This is a genomic window from Rhodococcus sp. UYP9, from assembly GCF_040547235.1.
GTDB lineage: Bacteria > Actinomycetota > Actinomycetes > Mycobacteriales > Mycobacteriaceae > Rhodococcoides.
Map to the genome: position 1 here is coordinate 1 of NZ_JBEPPH010000006.1, position 17921 is coordinate 17921.

General features: G+C 62.6%; 19 protein-coding genes. 4 read left to right on the plus strand and 15 right to left on the minus strand.

Going from position 1 to position 17921, the window contains the following annotated elements; genetic code table 11:
* Window positions 1-85 precede the first annotated feature (85 nt).
* Both ABIB36_RS16815 and pepN read right to left on the minus strand, forming a co-directional pair.
* Window positions 86-388: a hypothetical protein gene (locus tag ABIB36_RS16815; RefSeq protein WP_354561239.1), complete on the minus strand. Its 303-nt coding sequence runs from the start codon at window positions 386-388 to the stop codon at window positions 86-88.
* 49 nt (window positions 389-437) lie between these two features.
* The gene (gene pepN, locus ABIB36_RS16820; RefSeq protein ID WP_354561240.1) at window positions 438-2894 is read right to left on the minus strand and encodes an aminopeptidase N; all 2457 of its coding nucleotides are present in this window, start codon (window positions 2892-2894) and stop codon (window positions 438-440) included.
* A 75-nt stretch (window positions 2895-2969) separates the two neighbouring features.
* Between pepN and ABIB36_RS16825 the strand changes: the two genes are divergently transcribed.
* Window positions 2970-3350 (plus strand): phage holin family protein, encoded by a 381-nt coding sequence (locus ABIB36_RS16825; protein WP_084346175.1) that lies wholly within the window; start codon window positions 2970-2972, stop codon window positions 3348-3350.
* Window positions 3351-3354: 4 nt separating this feature from the next.
* Here ABIB36_RS16825 and ABIB36_RS16830 read toward each other — a convergent pair whose 3' ends face one another.
* The 6 genes from ABIB36_RS16830 to ABIB36_RS16855 all read right to left on the minus strand — a co-directional run bounded on the left by ABIB36_RS16830 (window position 3355) and on the right by ABIB36_RS16855 (window position 9093).
* Window positions 3355-4224, minus strand: a complete 870-nt coding sequence (locus tag ABIB36_RS16830) for a 1,4-dihydroxy-2-naphthoate polyprenyltransferase (protein WP_354561243.1) — start codon at window positions 4222-4224, stop codon at window positions 3355-3357.
* A 62-nt stretch (window positions 4225-4286) separates the two neighbouring features.
* On the minus strand, window positions 4287-5570 hold the full coding sequence (locus ABIB36_RS16835) for a DUF7159 family protein (RefSeq protein ID WP_354561245.1): 1284 nt from the start codon (window positions 5568-5570) through the stop codon (window positions 4287-4289).
* A 168-nt stretch (window positions 5571-5738) separates the two neighbouring features.
* Window positions 5739-6215 (minus strand): nuclear transport factor 2 family protein, encoded by a 477-nt coding sequence (locus tag ABIB36_RS16840; RefSeq protein ID WP_502944927.1) that lies wholly within the window; start codon window positions 6213-6215, stop codon window positions 5739-5741.
* Between the two features lie 69 nt (window positions 6216-6284).
* Window positions 6285-7148 carry an SDR family NAD(P)-dependent oxidoreductase gene (locus ABIB36_RS16845; RefSeq protein ID WP_354561249.1) on the minus strand — a complete coding sequence of 288 codons (864 nt, stop codon included), beginning with the start codon at window positions 7146-7148 and terminating at the stop codon, window positions 6285-6287.
* A gap of 186 nt (window positions 7149-7334) precedes the next feature.
* The gene (locus ABIB36_RS16850) at window positions 7335-8519 is read right to left on the minus strand and encodes an acyl-CoA dehydrogenase family protein (RefSeq protein WP_084346172.1); all 1185 of its coding nucleotides are present in this window, start codon (window positions 8517-8519) and stop codon (window positions 7335-7337) included.
* 187 nt (window positions 8520-8706) lie between these two features.
* Window positions 8707-9093, minus strand: coding sequence for a nuclear transport factor 2 family protein (locus ABIB36_RS16855; protein ID WP_354561252.1), 387 nt, complete (start codon window positions 9091-9093; stop codon window positions 8707-8709).
* Between the two features lie 280 nt (window positions 9094-9373).
* Here ABIB36_RS16855 and ABIB36_RS16860 point away from each other — a divergent pair, with 280 nt between their 5' ends.
* The gene (locus ABIB36_RS16860; RefSeq protein ID WP_354561254.1) at window positions 9374-10300 is read left to right on the plus strand and encodes a VOC family protein; all 927 of its coding nucleotides are present in this window, start codon (window positions 9374-9376) and stop codon (window positions 10298-10300) included.
* A gap of 261 nt (window positions 10301-10561) precedes the next feature.
* On the opposite strand, the gene ABIB36_RS16865 is transcribed toward ABIB36_RS16860, so the two are convergent.
* Entirely contained in the window at window positions 10562-11341 is a 780-nt protein-coding gene (locus tag ABIB36_RS16865) for an IclR family transcriptional regulator (protein WP_084346170.1), read from the minus strand.
* 242 nt (window positions 11342-11583) lie between these two features.
* Between ABIB36_RS16865 and ABIB36_RS16870 the strand changes: the two genes are divergently transcribed.
* Window positions 11584-12117: a LiaF domain-containing protein gene (locus ABIB36_RS16870; RefSeq protein WP_084346169.1), complete on the plus strand. Its 534-nt coding sequence runs from the start codon at window positions 11584-11586 to the stop codon at window positions 12115-12117.
* A gap of 19 nt (window positions 12118-12136) precedes the next feature.
* On the opposite strand, the gene ABIB36_RS16875 is transcribed toward ABIB36_RS16870, so the two are convergent.
* The 6 genes from ABIB36_RS16875 to ABIB36_RS16900 all read right to left on the minus strand — a co-directional run bounded on the left by ABIB36_RS16875 (window position 12137) and on the right by ABIB36_RS16900 (window position 16373).
* Window positions 12137-12910, minus strand: coding sequence for a PIG-L family deacetylase (locus tag ABIB36_RS16875; protein ID WP_084346168.1), 774 nt, complete (start codon window positions 12908-12910; stop codon window positions 12137-12139).
* A gap of 157 nt (window positions 12911-13067) precedes the next feature.
* On the minus strand, window positions 13068-14216 hold the full coding sequence (gene menE / locus ABIB36_RS16880; protein WP_354561258.1) for an o-succinylbenzoate--CoA ligase: 1149 nt from the start codon (window positions 14214-14216) through the stop codon (window positions 13068-13070).
* A gap of 10 nt (window positions 14217-14226) precedes the next feature.
* On the minus strand, window positions 14227-14541 hold the full coding sequence (locus ABIB36_RS16885) for a DUF3349 domain-containing protein (RefSeq protein ID WP_084346166.1): 315 nt from the start codon (window positions 14539-14541) through the stop codon (window positions 14227-14229).
* The gene (locus ABIB36_RS16890; protein ID WP_084346165.1) at window positions 14542-14871 is read right to left on the minus strand and encodes a DUF3349 domain-containing protein; all 330 of its coding nucleotides are present in this window, start codon (window positions 14869-14871) and stop codon (window positions 14542-14544) included. It abuts the gene before it with no gap.
* 36 nt (window positions 14872-14907) lie between these two features.
* Window positions 14908-15195, minus strand: a complete 288-nt coding sequence (locus ABIB36_RS16895; RefSeq protein ID WP_136171164.1) for a hypothetical protein — start codon at window positions 15193-15195, stop codon at window positions 14908-14910.
* An 11-nt stretch (window positions 15196-15206) separates the two neighbouring features.
* On the minus strand, window positions 15207-16373 hold the full coding sequence (locus ABIB36_RS16900; RefSeq protein WP_084346163.1) for an inorganic phosphate transporter: 1167 nt from the start codon (window positions 16371-16373) through the stop codon (window positions 15207-15209).
* A 188-nt stretch (window positions 16374-16561) separates the two neighbouring features.
* On the opposite strand from ABIB36_RS16900, the gene ABIB36_RS16905 reads away from it, so the two are divergent.
* On the plus strand, window positions 16562-17902 hold the full coding sequence (locus ABIB36_RS16905) for a hypothetical protein (protein ID WP_354561261.1): 1341 nt from the start codon (window positions 16562-16564) through the stop codon (window positions 17900-17902).
* The last annotated feature ends 19 nt before the right edge of the window (window positions 17903-17921 follow it).

Consider the following 17921-nt stretch of genomic DNA (forward strand, 5'->3'; position numbering starts at 1 on the left):
CTGGGTCGTTCCGCAGGCTCTACTCCCGCCCAACTGGGTCGTTCCGCAGGCTCTACTCCCGCCCAACTGGGTCGTTCCGCAGGCTCTACTCCCGCATCAACACGACCGACGCCGCTGCCGTCGCCGCCGCCACCGAACCCACGGCAGGCCAGGCGCCGATCTTCTTCGCCAGCGGGTGCGAGGCCCCGAAACCCACGAGGTAGGTCGCCAGGAGCGCGCCGGCGACCTTCGGGCCCGAGGACGCATTCCATGAGAGCGTGCATGCGACACCTGCCGCCGCGAGGACAGCGCCTCCGAGTTGCCGGTTCTTCGTCTTCCGTGCCACCGCGAAACCGCCGAGGAGTCCGCCGGCCGCGAGCGCCGACGTTGCAATCGTATTCAGAGCCATACCCCCGACAGTAGTGCCGAAGGGCGCCGCACGCCGCATACGAGGTCGGTCAGGACTTCGCCGCTTCACGCACCCGAATGGCCCGGGCGAGGTGGTCCCGCTGTTCGATGACGAGCCTGCGAAGCGCCGCAGGCGCCCACTGGTGAGCAGCGAGCCACGCGTCGGCGTCCTCGGTGCTCTGCTGCTGCGGGAACAATCCGATGACGAGCCTCCGGGCGATCTCGATACTTCGCCCGGCCCAGAGGTCAGCGATCGCCTCGAAGTAGCGAGAGTCGAAGGACGTCGACACATCACGTCGCCCACCGGCACGGAACCCGGAGACCGTTGCGTCGACTGCGTCGTTGGACAGGTCGTCGGAGTCCATCAAGGCCGACCACGCCGCAGACTTCGCTTCGGACGTCGGTCGGGCCGAGATCGCAGCGCGATACGAATTGCGGCTGGAAGCCGAGGCGTCCAAGGTCAATTCGGCATCGATCGCGTCCTTGTGGGCGCGGCCGGATGCGCTGAGAGCGCGCATCAGCAACCACCGTTGCTGTGGATCGAGATCGAGGCCCGCGAGGGGCAGGGTGCCGTCGAGTAGTCCGAAGATGTCCTCGGCCCTGGAATCGGAGTTCTGGGCCGCCGCGCCGACCGCGCGCAGCCACACCACTTGGGCGTCACTTCCAGCATCGGCCGACATCAGTCGAGACCAGCACGTGTCCAACCAGAGTCGAGCCGCATCCTGACCGTCCGGAAGGTAGTGATCGATCGTGTACTGGGCGTTGGCGAGAACGGCCTCCAAGATGCCGACCTTGCTCTCCGACGGCGCGAACCGCGAGACGAGGTCCAAGAACTTCGTCGGTGCGAATTCTGCGTCCCGTGTCGCGTTCCACAATGCCGACCAGATCAATCCCCGAGCCAAGGGATCGACAATTCGGTCCAGAGAGCCGGAGATAGTGGCAAGGGATTTCTCGTCGAGTCGAATCTTGGCGTATGTCAGGTCGTCATCGTTGAGGAGAATCAATGCGGCACTGGGCAATTCGATAGGTGTACTCGCATCGACGATATCGACCTCGCGACGCTCCGTCCGAACGAGATTGCCATCGGCATCCGCGTCGTACAGTCCGATGGCCAGGCGGTGCGGGCGTGGATCGGTCTGCTCGACGCTGCTGCCGGTGTAGGAGAGTGTCGATACGCCGCTGGTCTGTAGCCAGGCGGTGGCCCAGCTGTCCAGATTCCTCCCGGAGGCGGCGGAGGCATGAGTCAGCAGATCGGCCAGTGTCGTGTTGCCGAAAGCGAACTCGGCGAAATACCTCCGCGAGGCCTCGAAGAAAGCCTCGTCGCCGACGTATGCCGCCAGTTGTTTGAGCACGCTGGCGCCCTTGGCGTAGGTGATGCCGTCGAAGTTCAGTTTGGCAGCTTCGAGGTCGGTGATGTCGGCGACGATGGGGTGGGTGGTCGGGAGTTGGTCCTGCAGATACGCCCAGGCCTTACGCCTGTTCGCGAAACTGACCCAGGCGTCGGTGAAGCGCGTTGCGTCTGCGGAGGCGAATGCGCCCATGAAGTCGGCGAAGGATTCTTTCAGCCACAGGTCGTCCCACCACTCCATGGTCACGAGATCGCCGAACCACATGTGCGCCATTTCGTGCAGAATCGTGTTGGCACGAGCTTCGTACTGAGCATCTGTTGCAGCGGAACGGAATACGTAGGATTCGGTGAACGTGACCAAGCCGGGATTCTCCATTGCGCCGAGGTTGTACTCGGGAACGAAGATCTGGTCGTATTTGCCGAACGGGTACGGGTATCGGAATTTGTCGTGGAAGAAGTCGAGCCCCCGACGAGTGATATCGAAGATGTCCTCGGGATCGAAGTATTCGGCGAGCGAAGCTCTGCACAGTGCGCCGAGCTCCACGGTGAGATCGTCTCGAGTCCAGGATGAGTCGGACCGGTGATAGGGGCCTGCGGCGACGGCGGTGATATACGTCGAGATGGGCAAGGTGGGGGCGAAGGTCACCGTGTCTCCCGTGCGGATTCCAGTCCGGTTGGAGAGAACTTCCCAGCCCGACGGCGCGGTGACCACAAAGGTGAACGGCGCCTTGATATCGGGCTGTTCGAAATTCGCGAACACGCGTCGGGCGTCGGCAGGTTCGAACTGGGTGTAGAGATATACCTCGTCGTCGACAGGGTCGACGAAACGGTGAAGACCCTCACCGGACCGGCTGTAGCGAGCCAACGTGTCGACGACGACCGTGTTTCTCGAGGCCAAGCCGAAGAGCTGAATGCGTGCGCCGTCGTAGACCACTGGAATTTCGACGTCGTTGAGCCTGACCGATTTTACTTCCGCGCCGAGGAAATCGATCCAGGTCGCCGGGGTGGACGCGTCGAAGTCGATGGTGGTGCGAGAAGTGAACGTGTCGGTGCCGGCGTCGGTCGCACCGAGTAGATCCAGCTCGATCCGATACGAGACTTCGGTGATGTGTCGCGAGCGACGGCGTGTCTCGGTACGGGTGAGGTTCGCAGTGTTCACCTGTCGAGCGTAAGCCGCTCGGTAGCGCTGCGGGTGGGCACACCCGTCGCCGCTGCGCCGCATAGTCTTGTGCGCATGACATTTCTGGTACGGCTCGTTATCAACGCTCTTGCGATCTGGTTGGCTGCGCAGTGGGTCGGTGGCATCGAACTCGCGAGCTCAGGCCGTGGAACAGGATGGGATTTGATCGTCCTGGCGGGTATTGCAGCGGTCTTCACCATCGTCAATGCGTTCATCAAGCCGATGGTGAAACTGCTGTCGCTTCCCCTGGTCATTTTGACGCTCGGACTGTTCACCCTCGTCATCAACGCGCTGATGCTGCTCCTCACCGCATGGATTTCCTCGGTGACCGATTACGGCTTGGCGATTGCCGGCTTCGGTGCAGCATTCTGGGGCGCACTCATCATTTCGATCGTCAACTTCCTGCTCGGCGCGTTCGTACCCGAGAACCGCTGACGGTCTACGCGAACGCCAATGCGGCTCCGGTCGTCAAGCCCCACACCAGCATCGCCAGACCGGAGTCGCGAAGCGCCGGGATGAGTGCGAATCCTGTCGCACCCGTACGTACCGGCGTGTTTGCGCGTGCCGCCAGCGGCAACGCGAGCAGCGCGAGCAGCGCCCACGGCGTACGCGCGACGAGCGCGACCGTCACCGCGAACGGAACGATCATCAGTGCAAGGTGGAGCAGGCGGGTGCGGGAGTCACCCAGTCGCACAGCGAGTGTGTGTTTTCCGGAGTCCGGATCGGTGTCGATGTCACGAAGGTTGTTGGCGACGAGCACAGCGCTCGAGAACGATCCGACTGCGACGGCCGCGACCGCTCCGACCCAGTCGACCCGACCCGCCTGCACGAACTGGGTGCCGAGAACCGCGACGAGGCCGAAGAATACGAAGACCGCTACCTCACCCAAGCCGCTGTATCCGTAGGGCTTCTTGCCGCCGGTGTAGAACCAAGCACCCGCGATGCAGACAACACCGACGAGGATGAGCCACCATGCGCTGGTCACCGCCAACGCGATCCCGGCAACTCCGCCCACTACGAAACATCCGACGGCAGCAGCCTTGACGGAACCGGGCGAGGCAACCTTCGACCCGACGAGCCGGAGCGGGCCGACGCGTTCGTCGTCGGTTCCACGGATGCCGTCGGAGTAGTCGTTGGCGTAGTTGACACCGATGATGAGCGCCAGCGATACGACGAGCGCGAGCAGCGCCTTCCACCACACTGCGTCACCGAGTGACGCCGCTGCACCTGTTCCGACGAGAACGGGCGCAATCGCGTTGGGCAACGTGCGCGGGCGTGCGCCTTCGATCCATTGAGCAGTGGTGGCCATGCTGTGATCCTTCCGCATCGCCGTCGTAGATCTACTCGGAGGGCCGAGTAACAAGGCCCGAATCAGGGAAGAGGCAGACGAGGCAACTCGGGTAGCTGAAATTTCGGCAGCTGAAGCGGCGGCAACTGGAACGGCCGCGGAGGTGGCGGAGCGGGTGGGGCTTCGGTGCTCTCATCGTCAGGCACGTACCGAGTTTCGGTTGTCGAAGCAGGAGGCGGCGCAGTGGTCGTAACGGGCGGAGCATCCGCCGTCGGGACCACGACCGTGGTGGTTACCACTGCTTTCGGCAAGGACGTCGTGGTGGGCACGGCCTCAGCAGTGGGTTTCTCGACGGCGGTGTCCTGGGTTCCGGTCAGCGACGGTTCCTCACCGGCGCCGGGCCACAGCATCCAGATGAAGAAGCCCAATGCAGCGACGGTGGGAAGTCCGAAACGTGCGAGCGGGGTCAACAGTGATGTGACGCTCCAGGTTGTGACGCTCCAGCGTGAGGCCCCGGATCCGGCTGTCTGCTGCTGGTCGACCCGCGCCGCGTACAGGGCTGCGCCGCGAGCACTGATCAGCTCCGGATCGCCCGGAACGACAACCGGAATCCGGAGATATCGCCCGAGTACCTCTTTCAACAGGGGAATTCTGGCGCCGCCACCGACTGCGACCACCACCTCGGGCGGAATCTCGGACATGTCGGCGAGATCGCGAAGGGCGATTGCCGAGTGCTCGGCCGCCCGCATGATCTGCAGTTCGAACATGTGCCGATCCAGCAGTCGGAATGCGCCGTCGGAAGTCTGCGTCGCCTCGTGCGTGGACAGTGCTTCCTTGACTTCACAACTGAATTCCAACAGCGCGTGTTCTTCGGCTTCGGTGCGCGGTATCGCAAGGATATCGAGGGTGAGGAGATGATCTCGCACAGCGCGATCGAGGACCTCACCGCTCATCTCGGATGTTCGAGTCGCGGCGTAGACGGTTCCGCTGTCGATGTCCGCGACGGTCATCTCGAGACCGGTAGCCCCGAGGTCGTAGAGCGCGACGGTGCGATACCGGAATTCAGGGTCCGCTCTCAGCTGTTCGAGAGTGCCCGCAACCTCCGAGATCACGCGTACCTCCGACACGTACTCCTCTACCAGCGCCGCCTTCAACGCGGCACTGTAGCCGGGGTCGGGGAAGGCGACGCCGAGAGAATGCGGAGCGTCCGAACGATCGACAACGACCCGGATAGCGTGCGCGACGTCCTCGGCATCGGGGCTCGGACCGGCAGTGGGGAACCATTCGGTGGAGAACGACCGGCCGTCGACGGTGCGCACTGCTCGAATGCCACTGACACCCATCGATATGCCGACTGCTGAATCCATTGCTCTCGTGGCTTCCCTTCCCTTGCCGGCGGCGGAACACCTGTGGAACTTCCGCGTCAGCCTACCGTGTAAGGGTCGGTTTTCCGATCGATAACAGACCAGAAGGTGCTTTTCGGTGAGTGAAGTTTCCGTTCACACATCGGGGTCCATGCCCCGCCGAACACTGAGTTACGTGTCCAATCCCCAGCCTTGCACCACCTCGACGGACTCGCCCAAGGGTCGGGTCATGGACCACAGTGGGACCGCCCGGCAATAAGAAATTTTCCATTCGCCGTCCTCGACGACGTATTTGTCCTCGTACTCCATGGACGACACGGTTTCGGTGCGTGCGGTCATATCGAGTTGGCGAAACGCCAGTGTCCACTTGCCTTCGGCATGGTCATCGTCGATGAGCGTAATTTCCGGGTGAAATGCGTGGTGCATGTCGAGAACGACATAGCTTCCCGATTCCTTCTTCAGCGCAACTTTGCGGAAGATTTCGACGACTGGATCCGCGTCTTCGTATTTTCCCAGTCGGCCGTAGTCCATGATCGCGCCGCGTTCGATGAAGCATGCGCGAAACATGTTGGCGTCTTTGGCATCACACGCCCTCAGATAGCGATGTTTGAGAGACTTGATTGCCTCGATCTTCTCGAGGGCGGACATTCTTTGCTCGATCGATGGAACGCTCACATCAGAATCCTTTCGTCGGGAAAATTTGAATCGGTTCGAGCCTCAATCGATTACCGCGGAACTGTACTGCGGTGGATTGCCCAGCATCGGCCGATGCGAAGGAGGCCGATTTCCGCCGACGTCGACCACACCGAGTTCGGCGGCGAGCTCTGCACCGACCAGAACGTTTCCCGTGCGCTGCATCAGATGCGGATCACGGGCCAACGCTGCGATGATCCTTCCGGTGAATTCCGGTGTTTCCGCGGTAGCAGCCAACGATGCGTACGCGTCCGGATTCGCGGCAAAGCTCGCGAGTGTGCGCTCGGTCTTGAGCAAGCCCATCCAGATCGAGATCACTGCCACACCGAACGGCCGGAAGTCGTGAGCCATGTCGTGAGCCATCTTGTCCACCGCTGCTTTTCCTGCACCGTAAGCAGGTCCGTGCATGTAGCACGTGCCGCCGAAGCTCGAAGTGTTCACCACGAGGCCGCTTCCACCTTCGATCAGCAATGGCGCCGCGAAGTGCGTCGCGACATAGGTCGATCGCATTCCGACATCGAGCAAATCGAGCAACGACAACGGCTTCTCCCAGAACGGACCCTTCATGGTCAGCGCATCAGGAACGGCGAGCGCATTGTTGACAAGAATGTCCAGTCGACCTTGCTCTTTGCGAACTTGCTCGAAGAGATTCTCGACCTCGCCGTCCACCGAGTGGTCGGTGATCACTGGGATACCTGTTCCGCCGCGGCGAGTGATCTCCTCGGCCGTCGCGAAGACAGTGCCCGGAAGGGGTGAATCCCCGACCGATGCAGTACGTCCCGTGACATACACGGTGGCCCCGGTATCGCCGAGGGCCAAGGCGATTCCCTTGCCGGCGCCGCGGCTTGCGCCTGTTACCACGGCGACGATGTCAGATTTCGAACTCAACACGAACTCCTCTGTTCATTCTTCCGTTACGGGATTGCCGAAACGGTACGCATCCGATTTTCAAGTGCAGTAAACAAAGTAGAAAGCCGGCTCACCGAAGGATCCCCTTCGGTGAGCCGTATGAGTCAGTAAAGCGGGTGCAGGGTCGGCCGAGTGAATTCATGGCACGCGGTCCGAACCGTAGCGTCAGATCATCGCTCGCAGTGGACCCTCCGGCACTTCACCCATGGTGGTGAGAGCTGTTGAATGGTAAAGGGTTCCCGGAACGTGAATCGCATGCTGCAAGCCGACGTGCGCGTCACGCCAGTAGCGCTGCACGAGATTGGTACGTCGTACAGCATTGCCGCCCGAACGCGAGAAGATCTCGTCGACCGCATGTACAGCCCGCCAGGCTGAGCGCACCTGATTCCGCCGGACCAGCGAACGGTCCTCGAACGAGATCGTCTGTCCGGCGTCCGCGAGATCGTAGACGCGTGAAATTCCGTCGAGCAGTTGTGTTCGTGACGCGGCGATCTCGGCCGCGGCATCGGAGATCGCGTACATCACATAGGGGTCATCTTTGATTCTGGTCCCGATGGCGGAGACGCGTTCCCGCTGGTAGTCGAGATGCGCGGCCAGTGCACCCTCGGCGATGCCGATGACGGCAGCGGTGATTCCGAGCGGAAACATCGTCCAGAACGGCAACTTGTATACGGTTTCGGTTCGGCCGACGCGCTCTGCAACTCCTTCCCCCGCCTGCACTTCCTCGTAATCCATTGTCCGATAAGACGGCACGAAGGCCCCATCTACGACGACGTCTTTGCTGCCGGTTCCTTGCAGCCCGATGACATCCCAAGTGTCGTCGATGATCGTGTAGTCCTTACGTGGCAATACCACGTGGATGATCGTGGGCGGCATCACGGCGTTTCCCTCGGCATCGCCGACCATCGCGCCCAGAAAGATCCAGTCACAGTGATCTGTGCCCGAGGAGAAGTTCCAGTGTCCGTGCAGGATGTATCCGCCGTCGGTGGGCGTCGCTACGCCTTGCGCGGCGTAGGGAGATGCGATCCAGGTGTCTGGGTCCTCGCCCCACACTTCCTCTTGGAGTTTGCGGTCCATCAGGGCCATCTCCCACGGGTGGACTCCGCCCACGCCACACACCCATCCGGTGGAACCGCAATGCTTGGCGACGGCCATGACGGACTCGGCGAAGTCCCGAGGATGGGCCGCATATCCGCCGAAGTCGGTGGGTTGCAGCATCCTCATCACCCCGGCTTGTCGGACCAGTTTCACGCTCTGGTCCGAGAGCTTGCCGAGATCCTCGGTCTCCTGGGCCGCGCCAGCCAGCTGAGCGGCCATTTCTTCGACTTTGAGAACCACTTCATGCGCCATCGTGTACCTCCGTGTGATGTCGGGCGACTCACCCTGTAGCTGAGTCCTTGATCACAGTAGGTTCCGGCGGTCCTCCGAAAAAACGGGAGCTCCCGCTCATCGGAAGCGCAGTGTTGCTGTGACTGTTTTGTCGAAGACGGCAATCATGCTCGCGGTGACCGCCTGCAGTGGCTCGAATCGTCCGATCTCATGACATCCGGACGTCCTCGGATGACCAATATGCTTTCGTCGAGGTGATGTGTCCTTCCACATCGAACGTCATCACATCGAACGGCTCGATTATGACAACTCCTTCCGCCGTGTAGGTGCGTACCCGAAAGTGGAAAGCTGCTGAATCGCCGCTGTGGCGGAAATTGAGCAGTTCGGTCTCTCGTCGGGTCTGAATCAACGGCGTGAAGAATGCCGCAATCGCTTTCCTGCCACAGATCGGATCTGATCCGACCGGATCCTGCACTGTTGCTCCTTCGGCGTACAGGATTGCGATCTGCTCCGTCGAGGTCGCATCAGCGATCGCGGTCAGGTACTGGTTGACGGTGGAGAGAGCCTTCTCTCTGGTGACTTCGGTAGGGGTCATGTGAAGAAAATACGGCCGTCCACAGTCTTGAACGCCGCTACTCCTACTGAGCGGACCGGTCGGTGGAGCTTCTCGCGCCGCATGATGCCACTCGATTGTTCCGGCCGGCTTCCCGATGAGCGGAAGGGCTCACTTCGATAGTCGAACAGACGCAATACGTTGTTGTCGGTTGTCGGTTGTCGGTCTTCGGGCAGAGCGCGTTTCGACTGCACAGCGAAGAGGCGCTGCAATCACAGCAAGGTCGTTCTCTCCCCAATTCTTGAACGGGAAACGAGGAATCATGAGTGAAGTCAAGGGTCTCGGATACGTGACCATCGAGGCAACGGATATCGATCGGTGGCGCGAGCTGGCGTTCGATGTACTGGGTTTCGACGAGGGGTCCGGCCCGGATCGAGAAGCCCTGTATCTGCGAATGGACGAGCGTGCGTCACGGCTGACCGTGGTCCCGAGTTCGCACGATCGCGTGACAGCAGTCGGATGGGAAGTGCGCGATCAGTTGGCCTTGGCTCACCTTCGAGGTCGGCTGGAAGAAGCAGGTTACGTCGTCGAGCCGATGTCGCAGGAGGCAACCGACACTCGACGGGTCGAGGAAGGGTTCGCCATGACGGACCCGGGCGGCACACCGCTCGAGTTCTTTCACGGACCGGTTCTCGACCACAGTCCGGTGCTCACCAAGCATGCCCAGAAGTTCGTCACAGGCGATCAGGGGTTGGGGCATGTGGTCGTCCCATCGACGAATTTCGATGAAACCTATCGTTTCTACACCGAGACACTGGGATTCCTACCGCGCGGAGCCATGCGGATGCCCGTGCCTGCGGAGTTCGGCGTACAGCGGATCAGATTTCTCGGCGTGAATCAGCGTCACCACAGCCTCGCCCTGATGCCGGTCCCCGAAGGCAAAGATCCTGGACTGGTGCACATCATGGTCGAAGTCGACCAACTGGACGCGGTCGGACGGGCGCTCGACGAGGTGATGAAACGGCGGTTCCCGGTATCGTCGACCCTCGGTCGGCACACCAACGACCAGATGATCTCGTTCTATGTCCAGTCACCGGGTGGATGGGACATCGAGTACGGAACCGAAGGCTCGCTCGTCGACGAGGCTTTCTACACTTCCGAAGAAATTACGCAGGACAGCTACTGGGGCCATGACTGGGCTTGGGCACGGGAACTGGCGGAAGCTCGAGACGCGGCCGACAACGCTTGAATGAAAAGAAGTGCGGTCACGTAACGGTGTAGCGCTGATGTGCTCGTCTATCGAGTGCGCAATCCTGGGTTGCCTACTCGATAGGCGACTCAGGCCCGACCACACGCAAGACCGCAGGTTTGCGAGCGTTCGATCATGCTCCACTGCAGCATGATCGAACGCTACGCTACGCTGCGTAGGTGGTGGCCGCACTACGGTGCCGGCACACGCCTTGCGTCCCTATGTGCTAAATATCCCGAATGTCGCCAGAACCCGTGATGCTCATGCCTTGGACATCGGATTGACTCCCACAGAACGCGAAATCTCGCGCGACGCGGAGCGTACCGCGCTGACCATTCGAGAATCGATGTGATCGAGTGGACCGCAGATGGAAATGGCGGCCACGGTATGACGGCCGTCGCTCGACATGGCCTGGCCTGCGCTGACAGCGCTTGCCACACAGCCGATATCGACGAGTCCTTCCCCGCGGTCGAAGGCTATGTCATCTCTGCGTACGTTCCCGACCTCTCGCGAAAGTTCCTCTCGGGTAACGATCGTTCTGGGTGTGCCGGGTTTCATGCGGTCGAACACTGGAGAGTGTAGGTATTCTTCCGGCTCGGCGGCCAGTAGCGCTTTACCCAGTGCTGTGCGGTGCGCCGGCTGATGGCCCCCGATGCGCGTGGGTATATGTGCACCGAATTCGCCATCGAGCTTTTCCCAATACACAACGTCTCCGCCGTCGAGGTAGGCAAGGTGTACAACTAGCTTTGTGCGTTGCTGCAGTTCGAACAGATGAGGACGGGCCAGCCGATAGAACCAGTGGGTGCGCACCCCTTCTGAGCCGAGTTCGAACATCCGAACGCCGATTTCGTATACATCACCGACACGTAGCAGCCACCGGAGACGGACCATGCGTTCGAGTAGACGGTGCGCCGACGAGCGCGGGATCCCGGTGGCATGAACCATTTGCGTCAGTGTCAGAAAGCCCTCTGTCTGTAATGTCTCGAGCATGAGCTCGGCCCTGCTGAGCTGGTCCGAGGGCGGGTCGACATGTACATGCATCGGTTACCAACCTCCCGCGCTTTCGGTAGGGACGACGGCCCTACTGTGATCTGATCCACAGTATCTCACTCTGCTTCCGACCAGCGATTTCGGAGGATGAAGAGATCGAATGCACCTTGGCCAACCGAGATGAGCAGGCGGCCGCGGGCAGGCGTCGACTGGTCGGTCGCCTTTGCGGGTCGTGTGTTCGAGGGCGCCCCAATAAATGCTGAAACGGACGAACCCGACGTACCCTGTGCACTATGTCTGAGGCAAGTGAACTCGAAAATGCCCGTGGTGCTGCACAAACGAGGCTGGAACGAGCGGTCGGTGAAGGAAGACTGACGCTTGCACAATATTCCGACCACGCGGCCGTGGTGTGGGCGCCGACGGTAAAGCAGAACGAACTCGATGCGATAGCGCCCAACACGATGGAACCCGTCCCGACACGTGCGCAATCTCAGTCGAAAATCCTGTGCCTGTTGAGTGATGTGAAGCGCGCGGGCCGATGGGCCTTGGCGAAGTCGACAGTGGCAATGCTGATCATGGGTGACCTCACCTTGGATCTACGGTCCGCAATCATCGGCTCCAACGAATCGACCATCACCATCGTCTCGCTCTTCGGCGACTCCGAGCTGATCGTGCCCGACGGCGTGAACGTCGAGATCGGAGGATTCGACCTCCTCGGCGATCGCGACATCGATACGGGGTCGGTCGACCCGGGACCGTATGCGCCCACCATCAAGATCCGATCGTTCTCGATGTTCGGTGACCTGAAAGTGCGGTCCGCACGCTGACCGTCACTGGGTCGACCCGTCACAGGGCCAGTGACGTTTCCGTCGGACCAGGCTCGGCACCGACCCGGCGGAACCACTCGCGGCCGAAGGCAGCTGTGAGCATGTCGAGCGGCAGATCCAGGAACGGTCCGAAGTCGCCGACCTGAGTCTGATGCGCGTGCATCGCTGCCCGCTTGGCGTCCATCGCGGCGCTGACGTCGACGATCGTGGTGATCTCTGCTTCCGGGAGCCCGAACGAATCGAGGTCGGGCGGAGAGTTCTCCTCGGACCAATTCGGGTTTGCCATCACGAGAGCCTTCATATGGTCGCGGTTGGTCGTAGCCTCGTAGACGTGTGCGATGCCTGCTAGTTCGGCCGCACGCATACCCACTACATGCACCTTGATGTGATCGGGATGCCCGTAACCACCGTTGGGGTCGTAGATCGTGAGGACATCGGCCTGCTCTTCTGCGAGCACGTCGGCCAGCTTTCGCGCGGCCGCATCCACATCGGCATTGCAGAACGCCTCGGGATTGTCGTTCTCGACGGTCCCGGCCATCCCCGAGTCCGCATAGTGCAGCATCACCACACGGTCGGCGCCGAGGACCGACGCAGAGCTCTCCACCTCGAACTTGCGTCGCTCGACCAGGGTTTCGCCGTCGCGGAGGATGCCGTCGGGGAACTCGCCGAGTGCACCGTCGGTTGCGACGACCAGAACGACGCGGTGACCGGCGTCGGCGGCGAGACGCATGATCCCGCCGGTGGTGAAGACCTCGTCGTCGGGATGGGCGTGAAAGCAGACCAGAGTGCTCATGCCCGAAATGCTTGCACGAACGCTCCGACAGTTCCTACTCGGTCGAGCCGGAGCACACCGAGCGCACACCCTTTTTGCCAACCGCACCCCCGTCCTCGGACGTCGAAATGGCGTTTCGGTTTGCAAAAACGGTGCGCGCTTACCCAAGCAGCGAGACCTACGACGGCGTCAGCCCGGCCAACGCGAGACGCAGCGCCGCTCGATCGAGTTTTCCGGGGCCGCGGGTGGGCAGGGAGTCGAGCAGGTACAGCTCGCGGGGCGCGGCGGTGACGTCCAACGTGCTCCCGACGTGTTCGCGTAACGCCGCCAATGTCACTGGACCGCCGACGACAGCGACCACGACTCGGTGTCCGAGGCGCTCGTCGTCGAGGCCGACCACCGCGCACTCGTGCACCGCCGGGTGCGTCGAGAGTGCAGCTTCCACGACTTGCGGGACGACGGTGAGTCCGCCGGTCGTGATGGCCTCGTCGAGGCGGCCCTGTATCGACAGCACCCCGTCGAGGAGACCTCCGGCATCGTCGGTGCGGAACCACCCCGGCTCGGCGAAGGCAGGGTGATCGGGCATGCCGCGGTAGCCGAGCGCGAGGGTGGCCCCACCGAGTACGACTCTGCCGTTGTCTATCCGGACCAGGGCGCCATCGAGCGGCATGCCGTCGTACACGCAACCGCCGGCGGTCTCGCTCATCCCATAGGTGCCGACGAGGGTGATTCCGGCTGCGGCCGCCCGATCGCGTAGGGGCGCGGGTGCGGCTGCGCCACCGAGCAGTACCGCATCCAACGACGCGAGTGCCTCGACGGCAGCAGGCTGGTCCAGCGCTTTGACGAGCTGGGTGGGAACGAGCGAGGTGTATCGACGCGGGCCTGCGAGCGCGCCGACGGCAGCAGGCAGTGCCGACGGGTCGAACCCGGTGGAGACGTCGAGTATCACCGGTTCGGTGCCGGCGAGAACACTGCGTAGCAACACCTGTAACCCGGCGATGTGATGGGCGGGTAACGCCAACAGCCATGAGCCGGGGCCGCCGATGCGCTCGTGCGTAGCCGTGCCACTTGCCCGCAACGCTGCCGCGGAGAGCATCGCACCCTTCGGGGTTCCTGTGGTGCCGGACGTGGCCACGACGAGGGCGGCGGCGGAATCGATCGGTGTGCCGGGAGCCAAAGCGTCGCGCAACCGGGCGCTCTCGCGCTCGTCGGATGCCGGGACCGGAAGTACCGCAGGGCAATTCCCGTCGAGTATGTCGCTCAGCCGCGGCAACAGATCTGCCGCGGCTGGCCCGGCCGGGATAGGTAGTTCTTCGAGCAGGTCCACATCGGCGAGCCTAATCGGATGCTCCCAGTGTGAACGGATCGGCGAGAGGCCATCCGCCCGTCGTGAGATTGGACCGAACCCGATCGATGTCCTCTTCCCGTGGCATCTCGTTGGTGATCTTGGTGATGGTGACCGCGATACCTGCCTTGTCCGCGGGAAGTTGCCCGTCGGCGATGAGCGCATCCATGACGGAATGAACCTCTTCGTCGGACAGTCGGCGGGCCAGCAGCGCCAGCAGCGGAATGTAGTCCGCGTCGGGTACGCCTTCGGGGTACCCGACGCGGAACCAATCGAGGATCGCGGTGAGGAACGAAGGAACCGCCATCTACTTCAGCGATACCGGATCTGCGAGGGGCCATCCGCCTGCAGCGAGTCGGGCCGAGACGCGAGCAATGTCTTCGGGGGTCGGCTCGGTATCGATCAGTTCCTTGATGAACTCGGAGATCTCGTCGTTGGAGATCGCCCCGGCACTCAGCGCACCACCGATGGGGGCGACCAAGCCGAGTACGACCTCGTGTACTTGGGCGTCGGTCAATTCGGCGCGACGCAGCAGAGCCACGAGGGGGAAGCGATCCTTCGGAGGTATGCCCTCCGGGTAGCCGGCACGCAACCATTGGAGGACGGATGCGGGAAACGGGGTCTTGGGGTCGGTCATGACGGCTGTCCTTCCTGGTCGACTAGTGAAGATGGATCAGAAGACGGAAATTCCGAACGTGTTGTCAAGGAAGTCCTTCATGATGAAGAGAATCCCAGCGACGATGGCGAGTACGACAACGGCGAAGCAGAGCGCCGCGACGGCGGTGGCTGCGACTGGGCGGGTAGTGCGGAGCTGGGTGGTGCCGGTCGCATCGTCCGGTGTCTCACCGACGGCGAGGGCTCTGAGGCCTAGAGCGAAGATTGCCGGCAGGCCTGCTCCGAGAAGCAGCCCGACGAGTACGACTTTCCACAGCGAGTCGAGCGTGTGCGTGAGGGTTTCCATTGCCGTTCTTCCTAAACCGTTGTGGGGGACTTCTCGTCGGCCGGAACGAGGCCGCCGTCCCACTCGTCGTTGACGTTGTTCGGGTCGATCGGCTGGCGACGCGACCGCAGGTACATGAAGGCCGCCAAGGCGATGAGAATGGCGAAGACGACCAGCACGCCGGGCAGTCCGCCGACGAGATCGGCGAGGTGCCAGCACGCCGCGCCGACGACGCCTGCGAGGGGCAGGGTGATGACCCACGCGACGGCCATCCGTCCCGCGACGTTCCAGCGGACCTGTGCGCCCGGCTTTCCCACGCCCGAGCCGAGGATGGATCCGGTCGCAACCTGGGTCGTCGACAACGGAAGTCCCAGGTGGCTGGAGGTCAGGATGATTGCGGCGGAGGAAGATTCCGCTGCCATTCCCTGGGGGGACGCGATTTCGACGAGTCCCTTGCCGAGGGTGCGGATGACACGCCAACCACCGAGGTAGGTGCCCAGTGCGATCGCGAGTGCGCAGGTGAACTTGACCCACAACGGCATGTCGGCTTCGGGGCTGACCGTGCCATACGCGACGAGAGCCAGGAAGATGACGCCCATCGTCTTCTGGGCGTCGTTGGTGCCGTGGGCGAGCGAGACCAGCGATGCGGAGCCGATCTGGCCCCAGCGGAAGCCACGCTCCCTCGACTTCTCCGGCACCGCATTGGTGATGCGGTAGATGAGCCGGGTGCCGACAGTGGCAACGAGACCTGCGACGACGGGTGCAAGCACGGCGGGGAGCACGATTTTGCTCCACACGCCGTCCCAGACGACCCCCGACGTGCCGAGGCCTGCGATCGTCGCGCCGATGAGCCCGCCGAACAGTGCATGTGACGAGCTGGACGGTATGCCGAGGAGCCACGTTGCGAGATTCCACAGTATCCCGCCGACGAGACCGGCGAAGATGATGGTCAGCAGTGCTTGGCCACCGGTATCGCCGAGGTTGACGATGCCTTTGGCGACGGTCGCTGCCACCTCCACGGACAGGAATGCGCCGACGAGATTCAAGACGGCGGACAGGGTGACTGCAACCTTGGGCTTCAGTGCCCCTGTTGCGATCGACGTCGCCATGGCGTTGGCGGTGTCATGGAAACCGTTGGTGAAGTCGAACGCCAAAGCGGTCACGACGACAACCAGAAGTACGACGAATTCTGCGCTCACACTACAAAGTGTGACGCCTGTGCACCTCGATCCGTTAACTTCCCCTGAAGTGTTCTTCTTCGGTCCCTGCCCGACGCCACCTGTTCACCTCCCGTTCACTTGAGCGTCCTATATGTCCGATTCCAAAGAGGTCTGCGTCACGTCGTGCCGACCGTGCCTTCGGAGACGTCTGTGGGACAGTGGAGCCCGTGAAATTCGACGACGGAATCGGTGGTGAGCTCGGGGGCCGGGACGACTCTGTGGCCGCTGCGCTGTCGTATCTCGACTCCGTCGATCCAGCGTCCGGGGCGGACGCCCGCATCGGCTGGGACGGTTTACAGGCTGCGTCTCCGGATTCCGGTCCCACCCAGACTTCGGTGCAAACATTTCTATGGATGCATCTACGCCTTCTCGGTGAGGATCGGGACCGCTCGTGGGAAGTCGCGCGCGCACTCGCCGATCTGCTCGATCGTCTCGGCCACGCCAGGTACGCCGACATCGCGCGAAGTGAACAGACTCGAGTTCTGCTCTCGGCGGTAGACGACGCAACCTGGCAAGAGCTGTACCTCGTCGCCGTCGCCGAATCCGGAATCGGGCCGGCGGACACCGAATTGGTCACCTGGCAGCAGGCACCGGAAGGCACCGAACGAGCGATCGTCGAGCTGATCGGGGAGACCCTCGAAGTCGCCACGGTTGCCGGTGAGTTCACGCCGTCCAGGCTTCACGCACCGCCGCTGAAGGCGAGTGCGCTGGCCGCCCGTCGGCGCGGTATGACCGACGCGGTCCTGCGCACCGATCGGCTCGGTGGTGTGCTCCTGGAACAGCTACTCGACCACCGGATCGCCATCTGGTCCGCCTACAGCACCCCGCGGGCCGAGCTCTATCGCGGACTGACCGAGGAGCTGCACAGCGCGAACGAGCCCGCTTTCGGATGCGTCCGTCGACTCGAGGGCATCCTCGACCTGGTCGGCGACGGCATCACGCTGACCGACACCGGTTTTCTTCCCGACTCGGTCGTGGAGCGGGCAATCGGCACCCTGTGGTCGCCGCGGGAATGGCCGTTTCCTTCAGGCTCCGAACGTGAGACGGCACCGGTCCTGACCGTTCGGCGGCTCTTGCTACGGCTCGGGTTGGTTCGCAAACACCAGGGTCGGCTGGTGCCGACGGCCAGGGCACGTGGAATGAGTGCCGACGGGATGTGGCGGACCCTCGTTGCCCGGCTGGTCGGGACCCAGTACCACCCGGAAACGATTGCAGCCGAAGTGGTGCTCGGCGAGGTCGCCCGAGGACGTAGGCCCGTCGAGACCGCCGGACTCACCTCGGCTCTGCTGGCGGCCGAAGGGTGGACGCACAGCGGTGAATCTCCTCGCGTAGCCGACATCGAGCCACTCGCCGACGTCATGACGGCCGAACTCACCGCGCTGGGGGCATTTTCGTTCCCTGATTCGCGATCCGGGCAGTTCTCGGAAACCCCGTCGCCCGACGGCGTTCGACTCGCAGCAGCGCTGCTCCGGCATCGCCTGTTGCACACGCAGCTTCCGTCTATCTGATCTTGTCGATCTCGCACAC

Bases quoted from the DNA above. Each gene is read 5' to 3' on its own strand.
- ABIB36_RS16815 (WP_354561239.1), bottom strand. From the start codon at position 388: ATGGCTCTGAATACGATTGCAACGTCGGCGCTCGCGGCCGGCGGACTC.
- ABIB36_RS16825 (WP_084346175.1), top strand. From the start codon at position 2,970: ATGACATTTCTGGTACGGCTCGTTATCAACGCTCTTGCGATCTGGTTG.
- ABIB36_RS16830 (WP_354561243.1), bottom strand. From the start codon at position 4,224: ATGGCCACCACTGCTCAATGGATCGAAGGCGCACGCCCGCGCACGTTG.
- ABIB36_RS16835 (WP_354561245.1), bottom strand. From the start codon at position 5,570: ATGGATTCAGCAGTCGGCATATCGATGGGTGTCAGTGGCATTCGAGCA.
- ABIB36_RS16840 (WP_502944927.1), bottom strand. From the start codon at position 6,215: ATGTCCGCCCTCGAGAAGATCGAGGCAATCAAGTCTCTCAAACATCGC.
- ABIB36_RS16850 (WP_084346172.1), bottom strand. From the start codon at position 8,519: ATGGCGCATGAAGTGGTTCTCAAAGTCGAAGAAATGGCCGCTCAGCTG.
- ABIB36_RS16855 (WP_354561252.1), bottom strand. From the start codon at position 9,093: ATGACCCCTACCGAAGTCACCAGAGAGAAGGCTCTCTCCACCGTCAAC.
- ABIB36_RS16860 (WP_354561254.1), top strand. From the start codon at position 9,374: ATGAGTGAAGTCAAGGGTCTCGGATACGTGACCATCGAGGCAACGGAT.
- ABIB36_RS16865 (WP_084346170.1), bottom strand. From the start codon at position 11,341: ATGCATGTACATGTCGACCCGCCCTCGGACCAGCTCAGCAGGGCCGAG.
- ABIB36_RS16870 (WP_084346169.1), top strand. From the start codon at position 11,584: ATGTCTGAGGCAAGTGAACTCGAAAATGCCCGTGGTGCTGCACAAACG.
- ABIB36_RS16875 (WP_084346168.1), bottom strand. From the start codon at position 12,910: ATGAGCACTCTGGTCTGCTTTCACGCCCATCCCGACGACGAGGTCTTC.
- ABIB36_RS16885 (WP_084346166.1), bottom strand. From the start codon at position 14,541: ATGGCGGTTCCTTCGTTCCTCACCGCGATCCTCGATTGGTTCCGCGTC.
- ABIB36_RS16890 (WP_084346165.1), bottom strand. From the start codon at position 14,871: ATGACCGACCCCAAGACCCCGTTTCCCGCATCCGTCCTCCAATGGTTG.
- ABIB36_RS16895 (WP_136171164.1), bottom strand. From the start codon at position 15,195: ATGGAAACCCTCACGCACACGCTCGACTCGCTGTGGAAAGTCGTACTC.